21 protein-coding genes are annotated in these 21,575 nt (G+C 62.9%); 11 read left to right on the forward strand and 10 right to left on the reverse strand.

Features of this window, described 5'->3' with window-relative positions; genetic code table 11:
• Positions 1-41 precede the first annotated feature (41 nt).
• On the reverse strand, positions 42-974 hold the full coding sequence (locus NKJ11_RS30775; RefSeq protein WP_352794971.1) for an alpha/beta fold hydrolase: 933 nt from the start codon (positions 972-974) through the stop codon (positions 42-44).
• Between the two features lie 182 nt (positions 975-1,156).
• Between NKJ11_RS30775 and NKJ11_RS30780 the strand changes: the two genes are divergently transcribed.
• Both NKJ11_RS30780 and NKJ11_RS30785 read left to right on the forward strand, forming a co-directional pair.
• Entirely contained in the window at positions 1,157-2,164 is a 1,008-nt protein-coding gene (locus tag NKJ11_RS30780) for a ribonuclease T2 family protein (RefSeq protein ID WP_023813176.1), read from the forward strand.
• A gap of 80 nt (positions 2,165-2,244) precedes the next feature.
• A complete protein-coding gene (locus tag NKJ11_RS30785; protein ID WP_352794972.1) occupies positions 2,245-2,856 on the forward strand; it encodes a hypothetical protein in 612 nt (203 codons plus the stop codon).
• A gap of 4 nt (positions 2,857-2,860) precedes the next feature.
• Here NKJ11_RS30785 and NKJ11_RS30790 read toward each other — a convergent pair whose 3' ends face one another.
• Positions 2,861-4,147: a GGDEF domain-containing protein gene (locus tag NKJ11_RS30790; protein ID WP_352794977.1), complete on the reverse strand. Its 1,287-nt coding sequence runs from the start codon at positions 4,145-4,147 to the stop codon at positions 2,861-2,863.
• Positions 4,148-4,421: 274 nt separating this feature from the next.
• Here NKJ11_RS30790 and ettA point away from each other — a divergent pair, with 274 nt between their 5' ends.
• From ettA to NKJ11_RS30805, 3 genes are all read left to right on the forward strand, one after another.
• Positions 4,422-6,071 carry an energy-dependent translational throttle protein EttA gene (ettA, locus tag NKJ11_RS30795; RefSeq protein ID WP_013530923.1) on the forward strand — a complete coding sequence of 550 codons (1,650 nt, stop codon included), beginning with the start codon at positions 4,422-4,424 and terminating at the stop codon, positions 6,069-6,071.
• A 46-nt stretch (positions 6,072-6,117) separates the two neighbouring features.
• Positions 6,118-6,885, forward strand: a complete 768-nt coding sequence (tam, locus tag NKJ11_RS30800; RefSeq protein ID WP_352794973.1) for a trans-aconitate 2-methyltransferase — start codon at positions 6,118-6,120, stop codon at positions 6,883-6,885.
• 185 nt (positions 6,886-7,070) lie between these two features.
• On the forward strand, positions 7,071-8,192 hold the full coding sequence (locus NKJ11_RS30805; protein ID WP_023813172.1) for a beta-ketoacyl-ACP synthase III: 1,122 nt from the start codon (positions 7,071-7,073) through the stop codon (positions 8,190-8,192).
• Between the two features lie 13 nt (positions 8,193-8,205).
• Here NKJ11_RS30805 and NKJ11_RS30810 read toward each other — a convergent pair whose 3' ends face one another.
• Positions 8,206-8,385: a hypothetical protein gene (locus NKJ11_RS30810; protein ID WP_245486120.1), complete on the reverse strand. Its 180-nt coding sequence runs from the start codon at positions 8,383-8,385 to the stop codon at positions 8,206-8,208.
• A gap of 261 nt (positions 8,386-8,646) precedes the next feature.
• Between NKJ11_RS30810 and NKJ11_RS30815 the strand changes: the two genes are divergently transcribed.
• Positions 8,647-9,264 (forward strand): MOSC domain-containing protein, encoded by a 618-nt coding sequence (locus NKJ11_RS30815; RefSeq protein ID WP_128303468.1) that lies wholly within the window; start codon positions 8,647-8,649, stop codon positions 9,262-9,264.
• 46 nt (positions 9,265-9,310) lie between these two features.
• Here NKJ11_RS30815 and NKJ11_RS30820 read toward each other — a convergent pair whose 3' ends face one another.
• Both NKJ11_RS30820 and NKJ11_RS30825 read right to left on the reverse strand, forming a co-directional pair.
• Positions 9,311-10,150 (reverse strand): SDR family oxidoreductase, encoded by an 840-nt coding sequence (locus NKJ11_RS30820; RefSeq protein WP_352794974.1) that lies wholly within the window; start codon positions 10,148-10,150, stop codon positions 9,311-9,313.
• A gap of 132 nt (positions 10,151-10,282) precedes the next feature.
• The gene (locus tag NKJ11_RS30825; protein WP_352794975.1) at positions 10,283-11,245 is read right to left on the reverse strand and encodes a D-amino acid aminotransferase; all 963 of its coding nucleotides are present in this window, start codon (positions 11,243-11,245) and stop codon (positions 10,283-10,285) included.
• Between the two features lie 150 nt (positions 11,246-11,395).
• Between NKJ11_RS30825 and NKJ11_RS30830 the strand changes: the two genes are divergently transcribed.
• The gene (locus tag NKJ11_RS30830) at positions 11,396-11,899 is read left to right on the forward strand and encodes a hypothetical protein (protein WP_352630886.1); all 504 of its coding nucleotides are present in this window, start codon (positions 11,396-11,398) and stop codon (positions 11,897-11,899) included.
• 6 nt (positions 11,900-11,905) lie between these two features.
• On the opposite strand, the gene NKJ11_RS30835 is transcribed toward NKJ11_RS30830, so the two are convergent.
• Positions 11,906-12,220 (reverse strand): DUF2293 domain-containing protein, encoded by a 315-nt coding sequence (locus NKJ11_RS30835; RefSeq protein WP_127260329.1) that lies wholly within the window; start codon positions 12,218-12,220, stop codon positions 11,906-11,908.
• Complete coding sequence (tsaA, locus tag NKJ11_RS30840; RefSeq protein WP_352630885.1) at positions 12,217-12,756, reverse strand: tRNA (N6-threonylcarbamoyladenosine(37)-N6)-methyltransferase TrmO; 540 nt, start codon at positions 12,754-12,756, stop codon at positions 12,217-12,219. Before tsaA ends, NKJ11_RS30835 begins: the two co-directional genes overlap by 4 nt.
• Before the next feature lie 122 nt (positions 12,757-12,878).
• Between tsaA and NKJ11_RS30845 the strand changes: the two genes are divergently transcribed.
• Together NKJ11_RS30845 and metF are read left to right on the forward strand one after the other, a co-directional pair.
• Complete coding sequence (locus NKJ11_RS30845) at positions 12,879-13,901, forward strand: ArsR/SmtB family transcription factor (RefSeq protein ID WP_128303474.1); 1,023 nt, start codon at positions 12,879-12,881, stop codon at positions 13,899-13,901.
• Positions 13,898-14,815: a methylenetetrahydrofolate reductase [NAD(P)H] gene (metF, locus tag NKJ11_RS30850; protein WP_352442219.1), complete on the forward strand. Its 918-nt coding sequence runs from the start codon at positions 13,898-13,900 to the stop codon at positions 14,813-14,815. Before NKJ11_RS30845 ends, metF begins: the two co-directional genes overlap by 4 nt.
• Positions 14,816-15,286: 471 nt before the next feature.
• On the opposite strand, the gene NKJ11_RS30855 is transcribed toward metF, so the two are convergent.
• Positions 15,287-16,204 carry a DMT family transporter gene (locus NKJ11_RS30855; protein ID WP_352551765.1) on the reverse strand — a complete coding sequence of 306 codons (918 nt, stop codon included), beginning with the start codon at positions 16,202-16,204 and terminating at the stop codon, positions 15,287-15,289.
• Positions 16,205-16,413: 209 nt separating this feature from the next.
• Between NKJ11_RS30855 and NKJ11_RS30860 the strand changes: the two genes are divergently transcribed.
• Positions 16,414-17,634: an alanine racemase gene (locus NKJ11_RS30860; RefSeq protein WP_013530936.1), complete on the forward strand. Its 1,221-nt coding sequence runs from the start codon at positions 16,414-16,416 to the stop codon at positions 17,632-17,634.
• Between the two features lie 130 nt (positions 17,635-17,764).
• Here the strand turns inward: NKJ11_RS30860 and NKJ11_RS30865 are convergent, their stop codons facing one another.
• Positions 17,765-18,946 (reverse strand): lytic murein transglycosylase, encoded by a 1,182-nt coding sequence (locus NKJ11_RS30865; protein ID WP_128303477.1) that lies wholly within the window; start codon positions 18,944-18,946, stop codon positions 17,765-17,767.
• Between the two features lie 123 nt (positions 18,947-19,069).
• Positions 19,070-19,870, reverse strand: a complete 801-nt coding sequence (locus tag NKJ11_RS30870) for a glycoside hydrolase family 25 protein (protein WP_352794976.1) — start codon at positions 19,868-19,870, stop codon at positions 19,070-19,072.
• Between the two features lie 229 nt (positions 19,871-20,099).
• On the opposite strand from NKJ11_RS30870, the gene NKJ11_RS30875 reads away from it, so the two are divergent.
• Complete coding sequence (locus NKJ11_RS30875) at positions 20,100-21,479, forward strand: serine hydrolase domain-containing protein (RefSeq protein ID WP_352630882.1); 1,380 nt, start codon at positions 20,100-20,102, stop codon at positions 21,477-21,479.
• The last annotated feature ends 96 nt before the right edge of the window (positions 21,480-21,575 follow it).

Below are 21,575 nucleotides of genomic sequence, written 5' to 3' on the forward strand. Positions count from 1 at the left end.
CCCTGCAACGGCTGTCACGGCTCTTGCAATGGGCCAATCCGTCACGCTTTGAGGACTTTGTCGGCCCAGGCGGCGAAATCATCCATGATGATGTCGCGATTCACCTCGTTCAGGCTTTCGTGGCGGGTGTCGGCGTAAACCTTTGAAACCAGATTCGAAAAGCCCATCGCGCGCATGCGGCTGGCAAGATGCGTGATCCCTTTGCCATAATCCGAGGCGGGATCTCTTTCGCCGCCGACGATGCTGATGGGCAGGTCGCGCCGGATGCCGGCAAAGCCGGCATCCTTGCCGCCGTTCAGCGCCATCGAGACCACATCGCGCCACATCGATACCGAGGCATCCCAGCCGCAGAGCGGATCGGCGATGTATTTCGCCACTTCCGCCTCGTCGCGCGACAGCCAGTCGAATAATGTGCGGTGATTGGGCACCGCCTTGCCCCAGGCCTGGAAGGTGAGCTTTGGCAGAAGGCGCGACGGCACGTCGGAGCCGAGCCGCATCCGTTCCCAGGCAAGGATGCCCAGCGCCGCCTGCCCGAGCAGGCCTTCGGAGAAATTGCCGTTCCAGATCGCGGCGGCATGAATGCGCGGCGAATGGCGCAACAGGTAGTTCAGCGCGACCGACGCACCCATCGAATGGCCAAACAGGATGACCGGTCTGTTTGGCTGTTCGCTGGCGATGAGATCATGGATGGCGCCGACGTCGGCTATCACCTTGGCCGGGCCGTCGCTGGCGGCGAACCTGCCGAGCGGCGCGTCGGGCGCCTTGGTCGCGCCATGGCCGCGATGATCGTGGACATAGACATCGAAGCCGCGGGAGCCAAGAAAATCGGCAAAGCGGGCATAGCGCGCTGCGTGCTCGGCCAGGCCATGATTGATCTGGACGACGGCGCGTGCCCGGCCATCGGCCTGCCTGACGAAAAGATTGAGCTCGGCACCGGTTGGGGAGCGAACCACGCGCTGCTGGCTGAATGACATGCCGCTCGGTCCCGCCCTTGCATTATCGTCGTTGGCTTTGTTTGCGCCGGCCCACATTATGCGTCAATCCAGCAAACCCGCTTTTCGCGACGATGTTTCTTGCGTTTGGCCAGCAAAATATCGCAATTCTGACATGGAGACAGCTTCAGTCTGTCGCCCACTTGTCCAGCCGAGGATTTTCCATGCGCATTGGTGTCGTTTTCGGATTGGCCATGCTGGCCGCGTCGCTGGCCGGTGCCGCGCGTGCCGACGTCAAGATGAGCGGCTCCTTTGTGGCCGACGCTGCCTGTCCGGCAACGCAAGCCATCAAGAACGGCAAGAACCCCGGCAATGTCTCGACCGATGCCGGGCAGAGCTATCAGCTGCTTGCCGGCAACAAGGATACGCCGACGCATTATCTCATCCTGGTGCCGGGCGCCGATCCGGAGCGCCGCTGGGTGAAGGTCAGCTGCGGCCACGTTTCCGGCAGCAGCGCGGCGACCGTGCCGGCCGCACCTGACGGGCAAGGCAAGCCGGCGGCATCGGGGAAACCCGAATACGTCTTCGCGCTGAGCTGGCAGCCGGCGTTTTGCGAGACAAAGTCGAACAAGACCGAATGCAGGGCGCAGAGTGCTGGTGATTTCGACGCCACGCATTTCACCTTGCACGGTCTCTGGCCGCAGCCGAACGGCAATTTCTATTGCCAGGCGACGGCGAGCGACAAGGCCAACGACAATCCGGCCCACTGGAAAGACCTGCCGCCGGTCAATCTTGACGCCAACACCCGCACGGAACTCGATCAGGTGATGCCCGGCACGGCCTCCCACCTCGATCGGCATGAATGGATCAAGCACGGCACCTGCTACGGCAAGAGCCAGCAGGACTATTTCTCCGATGCGCTCAACCTGATGCGCGCGGTGAACAGCTCGCCGGTGCGCGAACTCTTTGCCAAGAACATCGGCGGCAAGCTGACGGCGGACCAGATCCGCGGCGCTTTCGACACTGCCTTCGGGGCGGGAGCAGGGGATCGCGTGCGCGTTTCCTGCGTCATCGATCCGTCGAGCGGCAGGCGGCTGATCGGCGAACTGACGCTCGGCCTCGCGGGTCCGATCGGGCCCAACAGCTCGCTTAAGGATCTGCTGCTGGCTTCGGTGCCGACCAACAAGGCCGGCTGCCCGACAGGCAATGTCGACGCGATCGGCTTCCAGTAACTCTCAACAGAGATACCGGACTGTCGCGCTGCCGCGCCCTGGTGCTATGCTGCGAGCGCATCATTCTGGCGGGGGCGGCAATGGATGGCATGACGAGCAGCGCGCTGGCGCGGCTGGCTTTCTGGGCCAAGGGCATGGTCTCGATAAACGATGCCCGCATGGAATGGCCGGGCTTTTCGTATACCGACGCCGAGTGGGCACGCATGCGGACGCTCTCCGAACCGATCGGCGTCGGCACCTACCAGCTGTTCACGATCGTCAATGCGGCGATCTTCATCACGATCGCGGCGATCGGCATTTTCGGTGTCTTCCTGCCGCTGGCGACGCTGCTGTTTCCCATAGCGGCGGAAACCAGCGCGCTGAAGTTTTCGCTCCTGCTGGCCGCTTGCGCTTTCCTGATCATCGGGCTCGGTCTGCCGATCTCGATGCACCTTTCGGCCATGCTGGTGGGCGGCAAGACGGTGCGGGCGGTGCTGGTTCCAGCACTCGGCGACGAGGCGTTGGCGTCAAAAGTGTCCTGGCAGATCAACCGCATCATGCTGGTCATGTGCGGCCTGCTGGTGCCAGGCATCCTGCTGTTCATTGCCTACGATATGCAGGCCGGGCCGATCATCACGGTGCTGAAATGGCTGGCGATCGCGCTGATGGCGGTTTCGACCGTGACGGGCTTTCGACGGCAGAGGAATTCGTAACGAACTAGATCTGTGCGGATTTGGTCCGCGCAGCGGCCGTGTCGGCTTCTTGGCCGCCCGGCTCGCCGACGACGCGATCGCGGCCGGTCGACTTCGCCTTGTAGAGACGCTGGTCGGCAAGCGCGAACAGGTCGGCAAGGCAGCGCGTGGTTTCGCTGACGCTGGAAACGCCGGCGCTGACGGTGAATTCGAATCGACTGGTAGCCGCTGAAGCCTTGATCGCATGGCGAATGCTTTCGCCAAACAGCCTGGTAACCGAGTGCGGACGAGAACTGAGGATGGCGAATTCCTCACCGCCGATGCGGAACACCTGGTCCTCGGGATTGGCGACCTCGCGCAGCAGCGCGGCAACGGCTTTCAACACCTTGTCGCCTTCGGCATGGCCGAAACGGTCATTGATCGATTTGAAATGGTCGACATCGATGATCAGCAGGCTGAGCGGCCTGGCGGTGCGCAGGCTGGTCTGGACGGCGGCTTCCCCGTCGGCGTCGAAGCGCCCGCGGTGCAGCAGGCCGGTCAGGCCGTCCCGTCCGACATGTTCGACCAGCGCTTCGTAGCGTTCGCGATAGGTCAGCGTATCGAAGATATCGGTCAATCCGCGCGGCGCGGTGACTTGGCGCTCCTCGAACCATTTGAGATAGGCGACGAGCATGGTGCTGAACGTCACCGCCGCCGCCATCTTGGCGAACCAGCCGCCGAAAAAGACGGCTATCGGCGCGCCGGCAACGAAATGCAGGGCGGTGAAAAACCCGGCCTGGTCCAAGGTCAGCACGCAAGCGACCGAAATCAGGATGCGCGCGAACGGCGCCTTGCGCAGATAACGCCCGAGCTTTTCATAAAGCAGGATGATCAGGATGGCATCGACGAACAGCAGCGTCGTGCCCCACACCATCAGCCAGCCCATCTGGTCGATGAAGCCGATGTCTGGAAGCCTGCCGTCGGGAAGTGCCGCGATGACGTGCAGGCGCAGCAGCAGCACCAGCCCGATCATCAGCGCATTGCCGAGCAGCAGGCCGTAGATCGGCTGACGCACAGTGGCGGCATCCTCCTTCATGTAGAGCAGCAAAAGCATCACCAGCTTGCCGGAAAACAGCACCGCCGAGCCAGGCGAGACCATGCCGAACGGCAAGGCGACATAAAAAACGCTGGCGAGGTAGGTCTCGAGGAAGTGCATGACACCGAGCGCGCAGATGAACACGCCGAGGCCGATGCGCCTCCGGAAGCGGAAAAGCGTCACCATGACGCTGAAATAGACGACCGCTTCGGCAAGGAGCAGGAAACTGTTCAGCAATGCCGTCGACCCGATCTCTTTCTCGAAATCGCGAATAGCGAGCGATTCCACTCCGATCCTGTTTTGACGCCGAAGAGTTAACCGGAGATTTCAGCACGCTTCGTGCTGGTGGAAAACTTCGGCGGTTGGCGGACACTTCCGCGTGTGACCGGGCAGATATGGCAAAAGCGATTGCCGTTCGCCGCCGCATCGCCTACATAGCGGCCAACCTCCACTCAATTCGACAGATCCAGTCAGTTTTCTGGGCCAGTCAGTTTTTTCAGGGAAAGCGCGCGTGGCACGCCAGTTCATCTATCACATGGCCGGCCTCAACAAGGCCTATGGCACCAAGAAGGTGCTCGAGAATGTCCATCTCTCCTTCTATCCCGACGCCAAGATCGGCATCCTCGGCCCCAACGGTTCGGGCAAGTCGACGATCCTCAAGATCATGGCCGGGCTCGACAAGGAGTGGAACGGCGAAGCCTGGCTGGCCGAAGGCGCAACCGTCGGCTACCTGGCCCAGGAGCCGGCGCTCGATCCGGACAAGACCGTGTTCGAAAACATCATGGAAGGCGTTGCCGCCAAGACCGCGATCATCGAACGCTATAACGAATTGATGATGAACTACTCCGACGAGACGGCCGACGAGTCGGCCAAGCTTCAGGACGAGATGGACCGGCTCAACCTGTGGGATCTCGAACAGCAGGTCGAGATGGCGATGGAAGCGCTGGGCTGCCCGCCCAAGGATTCGGAAGTCACCAAGCTTTCGGGCGGCGAGCGGCGCCGCGTCGCGCTCTGCCAGCTCTTGCTGCGCCAGCCCGACCTTTTGCTGCTCGACGAACCGACCAACCATCTCGACGCCGAAACCACGGCGTGGCTGGAAAAGCATTTGCGTGCCTATCCGGGCGCCGTGATGATCATCACCCACGATCGCTACTTCCTCGACAACGTCACCGGCTGGATTCTCGAACTCGATCGCGGCCGCGGCATTCCCTATGAGGGCAACTACACCAAATACCTCGAAGCCAAGGCCAAGCGGCTCAAGCAGGAAGGCCGCGAGGACGATGCCCGCCAGCGCGCCATCGGCCGCGAGCGCGAATGGATCCAGTCGAGCCCGAAGGCCCGCCAGACGAAGTCCAAGGCGCGTATCCAGGCGTTCCAGGATCTTTTGGATGCAGCCGACAAGCGGCGTCCGAGCGATACGCAGATCGTCATCCCGCATGGCGAGCGGCTCGGCAATGTGGTGATCGAGGCGGAAGGCCTGTCGAAGGGCTTTGGCGACACGCTTTTGATCGACGGCCTGGAATTCAAGCTGCCGCCCGGCGGCATCGTCGGCGTCATCGGCCCGAACGGCGCCGGCAAGACGACGCTGTTTCGCATGATCACCGGCCAGGAAAAGCCGGATGCGGGCTCAGTGCGCGTCGGCGAAACGGTGAAGCTCGGCTATGTCGACCAGAGCCGCGATGCGCTCGATCCGTCAAAGACGGTATGGGAAGAGATTTCCGGCGGCGCAGAAGTGGTCAAGCTCGGCAAATTCGAGGCCAACACGCGTGCCTATTGCGCGTCGTTCAACTTCCGTGGCGGCGACCAGCAGCAGAAGGTCGGCAATCTGTCCGGCGGCCAGCGCAACCGCGTGCATCTGGCCAAGATGCTGAAGACCGGCGGCAATGTGCTGCTGCTCGACGAACCGACCAACGATCTCGACACCGAAACGCTGGCGGCACTCGAAGACGCGCTGGAAAACTTCGGCGGCTGCGCCGTCATCATCTCGCACGATCGCATGTTCCTCGATCGCCTGGCGACGCACATCCTCGCCTTCGAGGGCGACAGCCATGTCGAGTGGTTCGAAGGCAATTTCGAGGATTACGAGCAGGACAAGATCCGCCGCCTCGGGCCGGATGCCGTCAACCCGCACCGCATGACCTACAAGAGGCTGACGCGGTAAGGGGTTTTCCGGGCGGCGAATTCTCAAGAAGACGTGAGGAGTTCACATGGCTGATTGGTCCGCCGCCCAATATCTGAAATTCGAGGACGAGCGCACGCGGCCCGCGCGAGACCTGGTGGCACAGGTGCCGGTGGACTTCCCGCGCCCGGTCGTCGACATCGGCTGCGGGCCGGGCAACTCGACCGAGCTGCTCGTCGAGCGCTGGCCGGATGCGCAGGTGAGCGGCTTCGACACTTCGCCCGACATGATCGAGAAGGCGAGGGCGCGTCTGCCCGAGGTCACCTTTGATCTGGCCGATGCCTCCAAATGGCAGCCGGCGGAGCCGGTCGACGTGATCTTCGCCAATGCGGTGTTCCAGTGGCTGCCCGAGCATCCCGCTGTGTTCCAGCGGCTGATGGGTTTTCTTGCGCCAGGCGGCGCGCTGGCCATCCAGATGCCCGACAATATGGGCGAGGACTCGCACCGCCTGATGCGTGAAACCGCCGCCGAAATGCCGTTTGCCGAAAAGCTCAAGGGCGCGGCACGCGGGCCGTTGCCGCCGGTGTCGTTCTATTATGATCTTCTGTCGCCGCTCAGCGATCGGCTGGATATCTGGCACACCATCTACAACCACCCGCTTGCCGATGCGCAGGCGATCGTCGAATGGGTGAAGTCGACGGGCCTGAAACCGTTCCTCGATCCGCTGGGTGCCGATGAGCGGACGCTGTTCCTCGAATGTTACACGGCCAAGATCGCCAAGGCCTATCCGAAGACGGCTGATGGCAAGGTGCTCTTGCGCTTTCCGCGCATTTTCATTGTCGCAAAACGAGCTTGATTATCCGTGTTGCGCGGTGTCTTAGGGCCGCTTGGCTTTGCCTGTGGCCATGTCAAGGATCGGCTTAAGTCGGCCCAGATCTTTGGTTTAAGCCGGCGTAAACCGCCTCGGTGAGAAAACTGTTGCGCCGGAGCATTCCGGCGCCCACATGAAGCCGCAGCGCCTGCGGATGGGACGGACTGGACATGCATCGCGTCATCATCAGCGGCATCGGCGTTGAAATCCCCGAACCCACAATCACCAATGAAGAACTGGTCGCCAGCTTCAATGCCTGGGTCGACACGGAAAATGCGCGCCGCCAGGATACTGGCGAGCCGCCGCTGCCGAAATCGGACAGCGACTTCATCGTCCACGCCTCGGGCGTGCGCACCCGCCATGTCATCGAGCGCGAGGGCATTCTCGATCCGACCCGGATGGCGCCGCGCATTCCGGCGCGGCCCGACGACGCGCTGTCGCTGGAGGCGGAGTTCGGCATCGCCTCGGCGAAGAAGGCGCTCGACCACGCCGGGCTGCAGCCGTCGGATATCGACCTGGTGATCTGCTCGGCCTCGCATCACCAGCGGCCCTATCCGGCAATCGCCATCGAAATGCAGGAGGCGTTGGGCACCAAGGGCGCCGGCTTCGACATGGGGCTTGGCTGTTCCTCGGCCGCGGCCGCCTTGCACGTCGCCGTCAACCTGGTGCGGTCGGGCGCGCACAAACGCATCCTGGTGACGACGCCGGAGATCATCACCGGGCATCTCAATTTCCGCGACCGGCAGACGCATTTCATCTTCGGCGACGCTTCGGTGTCGATGGTGGTCGAAGGCCTGGCCAAGGGCGACAAGCGGCCGGGGCGCTTCGAGGTGCTCGACACGCGCGTCTGGACGCAGATGTCGAACAACATCCGCACCAATCTGGGCTATCACACCCGCACCGCCCAGGAAGATCCTTACATGATCAACCTGGAAGGCAATCTGATCAAGCAGGTCGGCAACAAGGTGTTCAAGGAAGTCACCGTCGCCGGGCAAAAATTCATCGTCGAATTCCTCGCCGAGCACGGGCTGACGCCGCAGGCGATCAGGCGCTTCTGGCTGCATCAGGCCAATGCGCGCATGAATGCGATGATCCTGAAACTGTCGTTCGGCCACGAAGTCGACCACGACCGCGCGCCGATGGTGCTGGAGCGGCTGGGCAACACGGCGGGCGCCGGCGCCATCGTCGCGCTGTCGGAGAACCACGCCGACATGAAGCCCGGCGATTTCGGCCTGATCTGCGCCTTTGGCGCGGGGTATTCGATAGGCGGCGCGCTTCTCAGGATGCTGTAGAGAGCTATTCGTGTCAGACCGGTGCGAACGGCACCAGCATCGGCACCCGTCTGATATAGTCGTCATAGGCGCTGCCCAACTCGTCGTGCAGGAAACTCTCTTCCAGTCTTGCCTTCGTCACGATGCCGATGATGAGCGATGCGAGACCTCGATACCGGGCCTCCGCCCTTGAATCCGGCGCGCTGCTGGGCATGGGCGGACCATATGGCGGCGGACCAGATCACCATCCAACCAAAGCAACGTGATTGCCGTCACGGGTCGCATGATCGGCCTCCGTGAATTGTCTGGACGTCACCATGAACGGCACGTCGGTAATGCGCCATCACATCGATGACAGGTAAGAAATGCGTGATCGCCATCATATCGATGGTGTTGATCGGACAATCAGTACTTTCGACTGGACGCCTCGAAGTCCGCCCGGCTACTTCGCTGGATGACGAAAGGAAAGAACGCCATGTTGGATCTCTTCCCCGAGGCAGAAAAGCCGGTTGAAATCATCCCCGCGCGAAAGCTTGCCGCCAGGGCGGCAGCGCTTTACGTGGCGCCGGCGGATCATTTTCAGACCCGCCCGGTGGACGAATTGCGGCTGGGTTTCGACGGCATTTCAGGCGACTTCCATGCCGGACCGACACGGCGCTCGGGCGGGCGCGAGCCCTGGTATCCGCGCGGCACGGAAATACGCAACGAACGGCAATTGTCCATCGTGGCGGCGGACGAGCTGGCGGTTGTCGCCGAACGCATGGGCCTGGCCGAGATCAGGCCGGAGTGGATCGGCGCCAATCTTGTGATCGAAGGGGTGCCGAACCTCTCGATGCTGCCGGCCGGCACGCTGCTGTTCTTCAAGGGCGGCGTCACCATCAAGGTCGACGCACAGAACGGCCCGTGCCGCATCGCCGGCCGGTCGATCGCCGAAAACGCCGGATTGGCCGACGTCGAAGCCGGCGCGCTACTGTTCCCAAAAATGGCGAAGCGGCTGCGCGGCGTCGTCGCCTGGGTCGAGAAGCCGGGAACGGTCAAGACCGGCGAAGAGATTTCGGTGCGCGTGCCGGAACAGTGGATCTATAAAGCCTGAGGCGAGCTACGCCGCCCATGGAGCGGCGTAGCAAGAGTGCTGGACTTCAGCCCTTGCGGTTCTTCTTGGCGCCTTGCGCCATGATGGAGACGTCGTCCCACTTCTCCCAGCTGGCGATGCGGTTGGCGTATTCCTGTTTGATCATCGGCAGGCCGCCGTCGCCGAAGAACACCCTGAGCGGCGGCTCGGCGGCATCGACAATGGCCAGCATGGCCGGCCCGGTGGCCTCTGGATCGCCGGCGACTGAATTGGCGCGGCGCTCCGTCATCTTGGCACGGGCCGGTGCATAGGCCTCGATCGGTTGGGACACCTTGGCCGACGGGCCGGCCCAGTCGGTGGAGAAACCGCCGGGTTCGACCAGCGTCACATGGATGCCGAATTCCGCGACCTCGATGCTCAGCGACTGGCTGAAGGCCTCCAGCGCCCATTTCGAGGCGTGGTAGAGGCCGAGCGAGGCAAAGGCATTGACGCCGCCGATCGACGAGATCTGGATGATGTGGCCGAAATGCTGTGCCCGCATGATCGGCAGTGCGGCCTGAGTGACCCACAGCGCGCCGAAGACATTGGTTTCGATCTGGTCGCGGGCTTCCTGTTCGCTGACCTCCTCGATGGCGCCGAAATGGCCGTGGCCGGCATTGTTGATGACGACGTCGAGCCGGCCAAAACGCTTGTGCGCTTCGGCGACAGCGGCATCGACGGCTTTCTTGTCTGTGACGTCGAGCTTTATCGCGGCAATCCTGTCGCCGTATTTCTGGACGAGATCGGCGAGCGTGCCGGCGTCGCGGGCAGTCGCCGCGACGCTGTCGCCACGCGCGAGTGCCGCCTCGGCCCAGACGCGGCCAAAGCCCTTCGACGATCCGGTGATGAACCAAACCTTGTTTGTCATGATCTTGGAGTCCTTGCCCCTGCGGGCGTGATTTTTGGGTGAAAGCGGAGGCTTCTCCGCTTTCGGGCATATACGGTCGATCCTCTGATTTTCCAGAGCCGACGGGAATGTTTTGAAAAGACGCCTGAATTATCAGGGATAATTCACCTGGGACGACCAGGCCGCGTCATCGTGCTTTTGCCAGTAGCGCGCCATCAGCCGGCTGGTGATCGCGCCGACCTTGCCGTCGGCGATCCGAACACCGTCGATCTCCGTCACCGGCATGATGCCGCCTGCGGTCGAGGTGATGAAAACCTCGTCTGCCTCGTGCAATGCGGCAACGCTGACATCGGTGGCGGTGGCTGCAAGACCTTCTTCGGCGCACAGATCAAAGACAGTGCGGCGGGTGATGCCGGGCAGCACACCGATGGAAGGCGTCGACAGTTTGCCATCCTTGACGCAGAAGACGTTGAAGCCCGGGCCTTCGGCGACATTGCCGTTGAAGTCCAGAAGCAACGCAGTCTCGGCGCCGCGATCATAGGCATCGTAGAGGCCGCGCACCAGATCGAGCCAGTGGTAGTTCTTGATCGCCGGGTCGATCGAGGCCGGTGGAATGCGCACCTTGTCGCTGATGGCGACACGCAGGCCGCGCTGTAATTGCTCGGCATTGGCGACCGAGCCGAACGGCACGGCGAACGCCATGAAGCGGTTGAGTGCCTGGCGCGGGTCGCGGCTGAAAGTCGGGGAGGCGCCGCGCGTGCACAGCATCTCGACATAGGCGGCGCGATGACCCGACAGCGCCACGCAATTGTGCAGGATTTCGGCCACGCCTTTGCGGTCGAAGGGAATGGTCATGCGCAGTTTTTCCAGCCCGCCGAAGAAGCGGTCGAGATGCAAATCGAGGCGGAAGAAGCGGCCATTCCAGACATGCACGGTGTCGTAGGTTGCGTCGGAATGCAGAAAGCCCCAGTCCAGAACCGAGATCTTGGCCTGCGACATCGGCAAATATTGGCCGTCGAGGAAAGCGACGCCCTCGGGGTAGGAGTGCGGGTCGGCATGGCGGTCGCCAACTATGGGCAGTTGCTTCTCGTCCTGTGTTGCCATCGTCCGGCTCATCGAGGCCTCCTGTCAAGCAGGCGAGAGGCTAGCGGCGCTGGGCAGAAGGCATAGAGCCACCCGCCCGGCGCTGTTCGGCCTCCATGACGATCTGGCCGATACATTCGATCGCGATTGCCCTATCGTTCCGGGTCTGAACGGGAGGGGAAAATGGGCAGGTTTGGGGCCGTCACAGCGGCAATGATGATGTTCGCCGCCGCGGGCCAAGCCAGCGCCCAGTGCGCACGCGAAGGCGAGGAATTGTGCCAGAGCGGCCAGACCTATCGCTGCGAGAAAACCGGCAGCGAATTGACGTCGATCTTCCAGAACGTGCCTTGCGCGGTGAATGTGCCGACGCTGAGCGGCACCTGGCTCGGCAGCGGCCACCAGAGCCCGGCCGGCGATGCCGGCGCCGACTGGCCGATCGCCATGACGATCAATGATGGGGGTGCGTCCATCGACTATCCCTCGCTCGGCTGCGGCGGATCCCTGTCGCAGACGTCCAGGGACGACATTTCGGCGGAATACCACGAGAGCATCACCTACGGTCAGGACAAGTGCATCGACGGCGGCAACATCACGGTCAGGTTTTTCAAGGGAAATCTGTCCTGGACTTGGGTCGGCCAGGCCGACGGCCAGCCTTATAATGCGGTCGCAGTGCTAAAGCGGAAGTAGCCGTGGTCATTCCTCCTCGTCGTCGGCGTCGAGCAGGCGGGTTGCGCGCCAGCGGGTGAGCACGATGTTGGTCTGCTCGATGACGAAGAAACGCGCCGAGTCGCGGTCATAGCCTTCGCTGAGCAGTTTTTCGTAATCGGTGTGCATGTGGCGGATATGGGCAATGGTCGCCAGCCATACGGCGATGCCCGGCGGCAGGGTCTTCATGTGAACCGCGCCGGCGTCGGTGCGGATCTTCTCCATATCGGCATAGGGCGCCAGCGGCAGAAGTGCGGTCAGCGCCTTGGCGATGGCGCGGCGGCGGCCGGTCGGCGCTGTCATCGCCGGATCCCATTGGGCTCGTCGCGCCCTTCGATGGTCGCCTCTGATATGGCGTCGGTCGAGGCGAAATAGGGTTTTAGGTCGATGACCGGCGTGCCGTCGAGCACGTCGATGGCGTCGAGATCGATGCGGCCGGTTTCGATGTTGACGGCAATCAGCCTGGCGATGTGCAGCCCCATGGGGTTCGGGCGGGCAGGGGAGCGCAGCGCAAATACACCTTTCGCTTCAACGGCATGGCGCGGTTTCTGCACAATCAGAGTCCGCGGCGCATGATGCAGCCAGGATAGGATGATGACGTGGCTGGCGCGCTCCAGCCCCTGCAGGCCCCTTCGGTAGGGCGCGTCGATGGTCAGCACCGCCTTCTGTCCGGTCTCGCGCGCGACGCGCATGTTCTTCGGGCAGGTTTCGCGCGTCGTCCACGGCGAGGCAATGCGGCCGATGAAGACGATGCCGCCATCAGGCGGCATCAGGGCCGGATCGTTTTCCAGCCTCTGCTCCCCTTCGCGCGCCTCGAACATCTCACGCGTTTCAGTCATGGCCCGCGTCTCTTAAAACGCCACACGAGCGGCATTTTCTGGTCCGGAAGCGACATAGCGCTTGCAAGGTTTCGAAAACCGACATAAACATATGTTTATATCTTTTCAAAGAGAATACGCTGATGCATGTCTCGCTCGACACCATGGTTGATACATTGAAGGCGGCGGCCGAATCCAGCCGATTGCGCATACTGGCACTTCTGTCGCGCGGCGACCTCACGGTTTCCGATCTTACCGAAATTCTCGGCCAGTCGCAGCCGCGCGTTTCGCGTCACCTGAAGCTCTTGCTGGAGGCCGGGCTGATCGGCCGCTACCAGGAAGGGTCCTGGGCCTTCTTCCGTCTGTCGGATGCGGATTCAGCGCGTGACTTCGTCATGGGACTGGTTTCCGGCATTCGCGGCGCCGATCCGCAGGTCGAGCGCGATCTTGAGCGTCTGGCCTCGGTCAAGCGCAAGCGGCAGGACCGCGCGGTCGCGTATTTTTCGGTGAATGCGGCAAGCTGGGACCATATCCGCTCGCTGCATGTGCCGGACCGCGCCGTCGAAGCCGCAATGTTGAAGCTGGTGGGCAAGCGGCCGTTCCAGTCGATGCTGGATCTCGGCACCGGCACCGGGCGGCTGCTTGAAATCTTCTCGCCGCTTTATCGGCGCGGTGTCGGCATCGACATGTCGCGCGAGATGCTGACCGTGGCGCGCGCCAATCTCGACAAGGCCGGGGTTTCGAACGCACAGGTTCGGCAGGGCGACATCTTCGCACCGCCGGTCGAGCGCGATGCCTTCGATCTCGTCACCATCCATCAGGTGCTGCACTATCTCGACGATCCCGCCCGCGCCATCCACGAGGCGGCGCGGCTTTTGCGTCCGGCCGGACGCCTGGTCATCGTCGATTTCGCGCCGCATGCGCTGGAATTCCTGCGCGAGGAGCACGCGCATATGCGGCTCGGTTTTTCCGACCGGCAGATCGCCGACTGGTTTTCGGAAGCCGGCCTCGATCTTGAAGACAGTCAGGAATTCGAGCCGCGCGGCGGCAACGAGGCCAGGCTCACCGTAAAACTCTGGCTTGGCCGCGACCGGCGCCTCTTGATCGCCGATCCTTCCAACGACACAAGGCAGGCCAAAGCGAACTCGATAGGGGAAATCGCATGAACCAGTTCCGCTTTTCCCGCCGCCCCGACATTGGCGACAAGGTCAGGGTTTCCTTCGAATTCTTCCCGCCGAAGACGGACGAGATGGAAGCGAGGCTGTGGGAGACGGTAACAAAGTTGGAGCCGCTGAAGCCGAAATTCGTCTCGGTGACCTACGGCGCCGGCGGCTCGACGCGGGAGCGTACCGCGCGCACTGTAAAGCGCATCCTGACGGAAACCGGTATTCCTGCAGCGGCGCATCTGACCTGCGTCGGTGCAACACGCGACGAGGTCGACGCGGTCATCCAGGATTACAGGTCGATCGGCATCAACCGGTTCGTGGCGCTGCGCGGCGACCCGGCCTCCGGCGTCGGCGAACCGTATCGGCCGCATCCCGGTGGCTACGAGAACGGCGCGGAGCTGGTCGCCGGGCTCAAGGCAATCGCGGACTTCGACATCTCCGTCGCGGCTTATCCGGAAAAGCATCCGCAAAGTCCCGATTTCGCCACCGACATCGAGATGCTGAAGCGCAAGGTCGACAATGGCGCGACGCGCGCCATCACCCAGTTCTTCTTCGACAATGATCTCTACGAGCGCTATGTCGAGCGCGTCCGCCGCGCCGGCATCTACATCCCGATCGTGCCGGGAATCCAGCCGGTTCACAGTTTCAGGCAGGTCGCGAACTTTTCCGCCAGGGCGGGCGCGCATGTGCCCGGCTGGCTGGCGGAGCGTTTCGAAGGCCTTGACCGGGACCCGCAGACGCATGCGCTGGTGGCGTCGGCGGTGGCAGCCGAACAGGTGATGGATCTGGTCGAGCGCGGTGTCGGCGATTTCCACTTCTACACCATGAACCGCGCCGATCTGGTCTTTGCCATCTGCCATATGATCGGCATCCGCTCGCACGAGGCGGCGGCGGCCGGATCAGCCGCGGCTTGAGGTCGGGTTCAAACAAAAGGCCGGGAAAAACCCGGCCTTTTGAATTGGTTGGACTATTTGGGTGCTGGTCTTCCCCGCTTTGGCGGTCAGGGAAGGAAGCCCATAATAAGGGCTCCGATAAAGGCGAACGCAGCACAGATCATCAATGCGTTGATAGGCCTCGTAAGTCCCATGACATAGCCTCCTCTTAAAGAGCTATGTCATGGAGTCTAGGTTCATTTGTGCCACAGGCAAGCGGAAAATGTGCTGCATTGCGACGTGATTGTGAAATCCGCGACATGTCTTTTGCCGTTAGGCTTTGAAACTCCTAGGCAAAAACCGGCTTCAGACCTGTGAACAAAATGTGGCCCGCTCGTGTCGCTGCTGTGTCATGGCAGCGCTACCCCCGCGAAAGCCGAATTCGGCTTTCGCGATGCGGGGGCAATTAGGCGGTTAGAGCATTCTTTGCGCGTCCAGTGGACGCGCGGCTCTCTAACGTCGGCCGAACAACCGCCCGTCGATGGTGACGAGGCCGAGCGCGATCAGCACCACGCCGCCGATTTCGAACAGCTCCAGCCGCTCGCCAAGGAACAGGAAGCCGAGCAGCATGGCGCTGGCCGGCACGACAAGCGTGACCAGCGAGGCGTTGGTCGCGCCGGCCGAGGCGACGAGGTTGAAATAGAGGATGTAGGCGAAGGCGGTGGACAGAAGCGCCAGCGCCAGCACCGCCGCCCAGACCGGGGGCGAGGCCGAGAACAGGCCGGATGGACCGTAGGTGAAGAGCACGATCGGGATCATGATGATGGTCGACGCCGTCAACTGTCCGGTGGCGATGACCGGTGAGGGCACGCCCTTGAAGCGGCGGGCGACCATCAGCGCAATACCATAGGACAGCGAAGCACCGATCAGCGCGAACTTGGCCCAGACCGGGCCGCCGAGCCCGGTAAGCAGGCCGGGGCCGATCATGACGGCCGTACCGGCGATGCCGAGCGCAATGCCGGCGAGCTTGTTCCAGGAGAGCTTTTCGTCGGATGTCAGCGCGTTCGCGAGGATCAGCGTCCAGAACGGCGTCGTCGCGTTGAGCACCGAGGCGACGCCGGCGCCAAGCTCCGTCTGGCCGACGAAGATCAGCGAGAAGGGCACGACATTGTTGGTGAGCGCCAGCAGGAAGAACAGGCCTGCATGCGGAAGCGCGAGGCGGAAGGACGGACCGCGCAGACCGAGATAGATCTGCAGCGCAATGGCGGCGATGGCGACGCGAAACAGCACCAGCACCAGCGGGGGGAGTTCCGCCACCGCGATGCGCGCAAAGAAGAACGAGCCGCCCCAGATCGCGCCGAGCAGCAGGAGTTGCCCCCAATCCTTGAGCACCATCGGCCCGCGTGGTGCGGATGTCGCGGCCATTGCCATGTGAGTCGCCCTCCCAGACTGCCTGAATGCCAGTCACTCAGGCAGAAGCCATATCGGCGCCAGTGACAAGGGCCACCCGAAACCTGATCGCTGGCAAACGTTGCTGGCAAAGACCTAGCGCCGCTGCGTCAGCCGCACGAGACACAGAATTGTTTTCATTAGCCGCTAGCTTGGATTAATTGTGCGCAGGCTAGGTCAAGGATTCGTCGATGCAGCGATTCGAAAATGCCCGCGAGGCGGCACTGGCGCTTCGTCCGGACGATCCGGTCTATTGCTTCCGCCCGCAAGTGCTGATGGCGGATGCCAGGCAGTTCATGGGCATGTTCCCCGGCAAGACCGCCTATGCGGTCAAGACCAATGGCGAGCAGATCGTGCTGAAGACCCTGGTCGAAGCCGGTGTCAAGGCTTTCGACGTCGCTTCGCCGGGCGAGTTCGCCGCCGTGCGCGCGGTCTCTCCGGATGCCGAGATGCTCTACATGCATCCGGTCAAGGCGCAGTCGGACATCAAGCTGGCGCTGGAGAAATACGCCATCCGCGTCATTTCGCTGGATCACGAGGACGAGATCACCAAGCTGACGCGAGTGGTGCGGGCGCTCGACATCGATCCGGGCTCGATCAGCGTGTTCGTGCGGGTGCAGACCAAGGGGCATGCCGCCTACGAATTGTCGAAGAAGTTCGGCGCCGGGCCGGCCTATGCGGTCGAACTGGCCGAGCGGCTCAACCGCACCGGCTACAAGGTTGGTCTGTGTTTCCATGTCGGCAGTCAGATCGAGGATCCCGACACCTATGAGCGGGCGCTGGCTTCCGCCGATTGGGTGCGCAACCGGCTGACCTTCGATATTGCAGGGCTCGACGTCGGCGGCGGTTTCCCCGCCGAATACGGCCACGATCCCAACCGCAAGCAGATCGAGATGCCGTCGCTCGGCCAGATCATGTCGCGGCTTTCGGGCGATCTGAAAGAGTATCAGTTCGACCAGATGCCGCTGGTGGCCGAGCCGGGTAGGGTGATCGTGGCGCGCTGCCTGTCGCTGATCGTGCGGGTGCTGCTGCGCAAGGGCAAGCGGCTTTACATCAATGACGGCATCTGGGCGTCGCTGTCGGATTCATGGACCGGCAAAATCACGCTGCCGGCCCGCTTCATTCCCGATCCTGCGATCCGCTCGCGCAATGGCGAGGAGAAGAACATCGTGCCGTTCAAGGTCTGCGGCGCGACCTGCGATTCCGTCGACATCCTGTCGCGGCCATTCTGGCTGCCGGAAACGGTCGATACCGGCGACTGGATCGAGATCGGCCATATCGGCGCCTATTCGCTGTCGCTGAGGACCCGATTCAACGGGTTTTACCCCGACACCTTCGTCGAGGTGACGACGCCGTTCGACGAGGGCGACGCGCCGCAGGGGTTTGCGAGTCTGGAGACGATGGCGGATTAGGGAATAGGGAATAGGGAATAGGGAATAGGGGTGGCAGGCACGGCTTTCGGAGTAATTTTCTACTGCCTACTGCCTACTGCCTACTGCCTACTGCCTACTGCCTACTGCCTACTGCCTACTGCCTACTGCCCTAAAATTTCCCCAATAGCTCCGGCGTCGGCCAGCCATCCACCGGCAGGCCTAGCCGCATCTGCTCCTTGCGGATCGCCTCGCGGGTGTTGGTACCCAAAATGCCGTCGACAGTGCCGACATCGTAGCCCCTGGCTTCCAGCTTGGTCTGCAACGCCTTCATCTGCTCGTTGTTGAGGCCGGTTTCGGGATTGCGCGGGTCGAGCGGCGGCGCGCCTGCGAGTCGTGCGGCAAGGTTGGCTGCCGTCAGCGCATAGGTGAAGGACTGGTTCCATTCGAGATAGACGTCGAAATTGTCGTAGGTGAGGAAGGCAGGCCCCTTGCGGCCCATCGGCAGCGCCAGGCCTGCTTTCAGGCCGTTGTCGACCAGCGGCGCGCCGCTAGGGTAGGTGACGCCCCATTGCGCCCACTGCGACAGCGGCAGCTTGTTGGTGCGGCCGGTCTGGTCCCACGGCATGTCTTCGGGCGCGCGGACTTCCTGGATCCAGGGCTGGTCGCGTTTCCAGCCGCGCGACAGCACTTTGTTGGCGGTGGTCATGATCACATCGGGCACGCTGCCGCGCAGGTCGATCTTGCCGTCGCCGTCGCCGTCGACGCCGCGTGCCAGATAGTCGGAGGGCAGGATCTGCGTCTGGCCGATCTCGCCGGCCCAGGCGCCCCTGACATCGGCCGGCAGCACGCCGCGATCGATCAGCTCCAGAAGCGGCACCAGCTGCTGCCGGAAGAGCTGCGGCCGGCGGCAATCATGGGAAAGCGTCACCAGGGCGCTCAGCGTGTGGAAGTCGCCCTGCACGGCGCCGAAATCGGTCTCCAGCGCCCAGAAAGCGGCGATGATCGGCGCCTGGACGCCGAACTGCTGGTCGGCGCGGGCGAAGACGTCGGCGTATTTCTTCAGGTTTGCCGCACCTTGCTTCAGGCGATAGGCCGAGATCATGCGGTTGGAAAACTCGACAAAGGTTTGGGTGAAGACGCCCTGGGCGCGGTCGCGTGCCAACACCTTGTCGTCGAAGGTTGCCGCTCCAAGGGCGTCGAGACCCGCTGTACCTACGCCAGCCGCCTTGGCTTCCGCAGCGACGCCCTGCTTCCAGGATTCGAAGTCGCCGCCGCATTCCTGCGCCATCGCCGGCAAGGCCGTGGCGCACAGGGTCAGCGCAGCCGCGAGGACTTTGGAACGCAGTCGCATCAGCTTCCTCTCGAAACGAATAGCGGGCAGTTGTTGTGCTCCCCGGAAGCCCAACGCCCTGAATTACTGGCGGTTGCACTTTTCACCGCTGGCTGTGTCGAAAAGCAGGCGGCAGGCCCGGTGTCAACGGGTGTTCTGCCGCAGCCACTTGTTCCAGTCGGCTTCACTGCCGTTGAAGACGTTGATGTCGGACTTGCCGCTTACGCCCGGAACGATGCCGGTTCCCGTGTATTGCCAGAAGGTGAAGGGGTGGCTGCCGTATTTCTCACGCGGATGGCCGGCGACGGAGCGCAGCCAATAGGGATAGCCGCGAAAGCTCGACAGCTCGTTATCGTCGAAGAAGTCGATCGAGGTGTAGATGATCGGCTTCTTGCCGTAGTGCCGTTCGACGATTTCAAGGAAGGTGGTCATCTCCGCGCGCACCGTGGCAGCGTCGGGACGCAGCCTGCAGGTCGGCGATTGCGGGTTCCATTCCATGTCGAGGACCGGCGGCAGCGCCGAGCGGTCGACGGGGACGTTGCGGATGAACCAGCGCGCCTGCACGGCAGCCGGGGTGCAGAAATAGTAGAAGTGATAGGCGGCTCGCGGAACGCTGGCAGCTTTCGTGCGGGTCCAATGCTCGTTGAAATACTCATCGAAGCGATCGCCGCCCTCGGTCGCCTTGATGAAGGCGAAGGAGATGCCGCTGGCCTTGGCCGCCGGCCAGTCGACCGAGGTCTGGTATTTGGAGACGTCGGTGCCGTGAACGGCATAGTTCCATGGCGCTCCGCTTTCCCATTCATGCGGCTTGGAATCGGCAAAGCGCGGCGCGCGCACGGCAACCGTCGGGCTGCTCGACGCGGACGGCGACAGCGGCGAGAGATCGTCCACGGTCGAGCAGGCGCCAAGCAGCGTCAGCATGATGAGGCCCGCAAGACGGCGCATCGCAATTCCCGAGCCGGATTCAGCCGGTCGCTGATGGGTCTATACACTGATGGCCGGTTTTGTGATCGGGCCCCCTCCGAGCGATCGCCCCACAGCATCGCTCAGCATATCCTGTGATCGCCCATCATGGTTGATAATCCGTTGATGGCGCTCGACAAGCATTGTGATTTGCGGAAGCAATGGCGGCAAATCGATGACATAAGGGTCGCGCAGGGCCCGGAGGAAATAAATGCGGATCGTGGTCAAGATCGTCAAATGGCTGCTTGGCCTGATCGTTCTGGCGATCGCCGCCCTTTTTGCCTGGCTTTATATCGCGCCGCCGGAGTTGATCAGGGTCGGCTCGGGCTACTCGGCCAAGATCGTCTGTTCGAACGTCTTCATTGCCGGCCGCGATCCCAATGAGGTGCTTGCCGTCGACGTGCAGGCGCCCGGGCATCCCCTGCTGCGGCTAATGCGGGTTTCGGTGGACAAGAACAGGGGAACGGTGTCGGCGGGCCTGTTCGGCTTCCTCGGCAAGAGCATCGCCGTCGCCCGTGACGGGCTGGGCTGCGCTTCGGTTCCGGACGGCGATGTAGGCAAGGCGCGGCGGACCGCGATCCAAGCGGAGCCGTCGGCGGCCACCATGGGCGACCTGTGGCCGCAAGGCGAGCGCGTCGAGGCATCACAGGATCCGGTGATTGCCAAGCTGCTGGACGATGCGGCGCTGGCCGGCACCGGCATGCGCGCGGTGGTGGTGGTCAAGAATGGCCGCGTCGTCGGCGAGCGCTACGGCGATGGCTTTTCCGCCAAGACGCCGCTGCTCGGCTGGTCGATGACCAAGACGGTGAACGCCGCCATCGTCGGCACGCTGGTCAAGGACGGCAAGATGGCTTTCGACGACAAAAACCTGTTTGCGCCGTGGAAGGCGGACGGCCGCACTGCCATCCGCCTCGCCGACATGATGGCGATGTCGAGCGGGCTGGAGTTCAACGAGGATTATGGCGACGTCGCCGACGTCACGCGCATGCTCTATCTCGAACCTGACATGGCGGGCTTCGCCGAATCCAAGCCGCTGGCTGCAGAGGTCAGCAAACAGTTTTCCTATTCGAGCGGCACGGCGGTGATGCTGTCGCGCCTCTGGCAGGACGCGATCGGCGACAAGGCCAAGGCGCTGACGTGGCCGCGCACGGCGCTGTTCGAGCCGCTCGGCATGCACAGTGCGGTGCTCGAGACCGACGAGCAAGGCACCTTCGTCGGCTCATCCTATCTCTACGCGACTGCCCATGACTGGGCGCGCTTCGGCCAGTTCCTGCTGCAAAGCGGGGTGTGGAACGGCAACCAGATCCTGCCGGCCGGCTTCGTCGACTGGATGCGGGAGCCGGCAGCTGCCTCGAAAGTCTACGGCAAGGGCCAGTTGTGGATCGAGGCCCCTGGCGATGAGGAAAACCCCGGCGCCGGCGTCGCCGCAGGCCTGCCCAAGGACACCTACTGGATGGAAGGTCATGACGGGCAGACGGTAGCCATCATTCCCTCGGAGCAACTGGTGGTCGTGCGGCTGGGGCTAACGCCGGCCAAGCTCGGCTACCGGCCGCAGACGATGGTGGCGGCGTTAATCAAGGCGTTACATTAGACTAGAGCGTTTCATATTTTGACGGAAGCGTAGCCTGCGTTTTCGAAGTAGTTCTTGCATTCGGCTGCCTCGATGGTTTCGACGAGGTGGCCGATG

This window comes from Mesorhizobium sp. M0243, from assembly GCF_040321775.1.
GTDB lineage: Bacteria > Pseudomonadota > Alphaproteobacteria > Rhizobiales > Rhizobiaceae > Mesorhizobium.

Excerpts from the sequence above, each read along its gene's own strand:
- NKJ11_RS30775 (WP_352794971.1), bottom strand. The coding sequence starts at position 974 with ATGTCATTCAGCCAGCAGCGCGTGGTTCGCTCCCCAACCGGTGCCGAG.
- NKJ11_RS30825 (WP_352794975.1), bottom strand. The coding sequence starts at position 11,245 with ATGAGCCGGACGATGGCAACACAGGACGAGAAGCAACTGCCCATAGTT.
- tam (WP_352794973.1), top strand. The coding sequence starts at position 6,118 with ATGGCTGATTGGTCCGCCGCCCAATATCTGAAATTCGAGGACGAGCGC.
- NKJ11_RS30845 (WP_128303474.1), top strand. The coding sequence starts at position 12,879 with ATGCATGTCTCGCTCGACACCATGGTTGATACATTGAAGGCGGCGGCC.
- tsaA (WP_352630885.1), bottom strand. The coding sequence starts at position 12,756 with ATGACTGAAACGCGTGAGATGTTCGAGGCGCGCGAAGGGGAGCAGAGG.
- NKJ11_RS30820 (WP_352794974.1), bottom strand. The coding sequence starts at position 10,150 with ATGACAAACAAGGTTTGGTTCATCACCGGATCGTCGAAGGGCTTTGGC.
- NKJ11_RS30875 (WP_352630882.1), top strand. The coding sequence starts at position 20,100 with ATGCGGATCGTGGTCAAGATCGTCAAATGGCTGCTTGGCCTGATCGTT.
- NKJ11_RS30835 (WP_127260329.1), bottom strand. The coding sequence starts at position 12,220 with ATGACAGCGCCGACCGGCCGCCGCCGCGCCATCGCCAAGGCGCTGACC.
- NKJ11_RS30815 (WP_128303468.1), top strand. The coding sequence starts at position 8,647 with ATGTTGGATCTCTTCCCCGAGGCAGAAAAGCCGGTTGAAATCATCCCC.
- NKJ11_RS30780 (WP_023813176.1), top strand. The coding sequence starts at position 1,157 with ATGCGCATTGGTGTCGTTTTCGGATTGGCCATGCTGGCCGCGTCGCTG.
- NKJ11_RS30810 (WP_245486120.1), bottom strand. The coding sequence starts at position 8,385 with ATGCCCAGCAGCGCGCCGGATTCAAGGGCGGAGGCCCGGTATCGAGGT.
- NKJ11_RS30860 (WP_013530936.1), top strand. The coding sequence starts at position 16,414 with ATGCAGCGATTCGAAAATGCCCGCGAGGCGGCACTGGCGCTTCGTCCG.
- NKJ11_RS30785 (WP_352794972.1), top strand. The coding sequence starts at position 2,245 with ATGGATGGCATGACGAGCAGCGCGCTGGCGCGGCTGGCTTTCTGGGCC.
- NKJ11_RS30830 (WP_352630886.1), top strand. The coding sequence starts at position 11,396 with ATGGGCAGGTTTGGGGCCGTCACAGCGGCAATGATGATGTTCGCCGCC.
- NKJ11_RS30870 (WP_352794976.1), bottom strand. The coding sequence starts at position 19,870 with ATGCGCCGTCTTGCGGGCCTCATCATGCTGACGCTGCTTGGCGCCTGC.
- metF (WP_352442219.1), top strand. The coding sequence starts at position 13,898 with ATGAACCAGTTCCGCTTTTCCCGCCGCCCCGACATTGGCGACAAGGTC.
- NKJ11_RS30855 (WP_352551765.1), bottom strand. The coding sequence starts at position 16,204 with ATGGCAATGGCCGCGACATCCGCACCACGCGGGCCGATGGTGCTCAAG.
- NKJ11_RS30865 (WP_128303477.1), bottom strand. The coding sequence starts at position 18,946 with ATGCGACTGCGTTCCAAAGTCCTCGCGGCTGCGCTGACCCTGTGCGCC.
- NKJ11_RS30805 (WP_023813172.1), top strand. The coding sequence starts at position 7,071 with ATGCATCGCGTCATCATCAGCGGCATCGGCGTTGAAATCCCCGAACCC.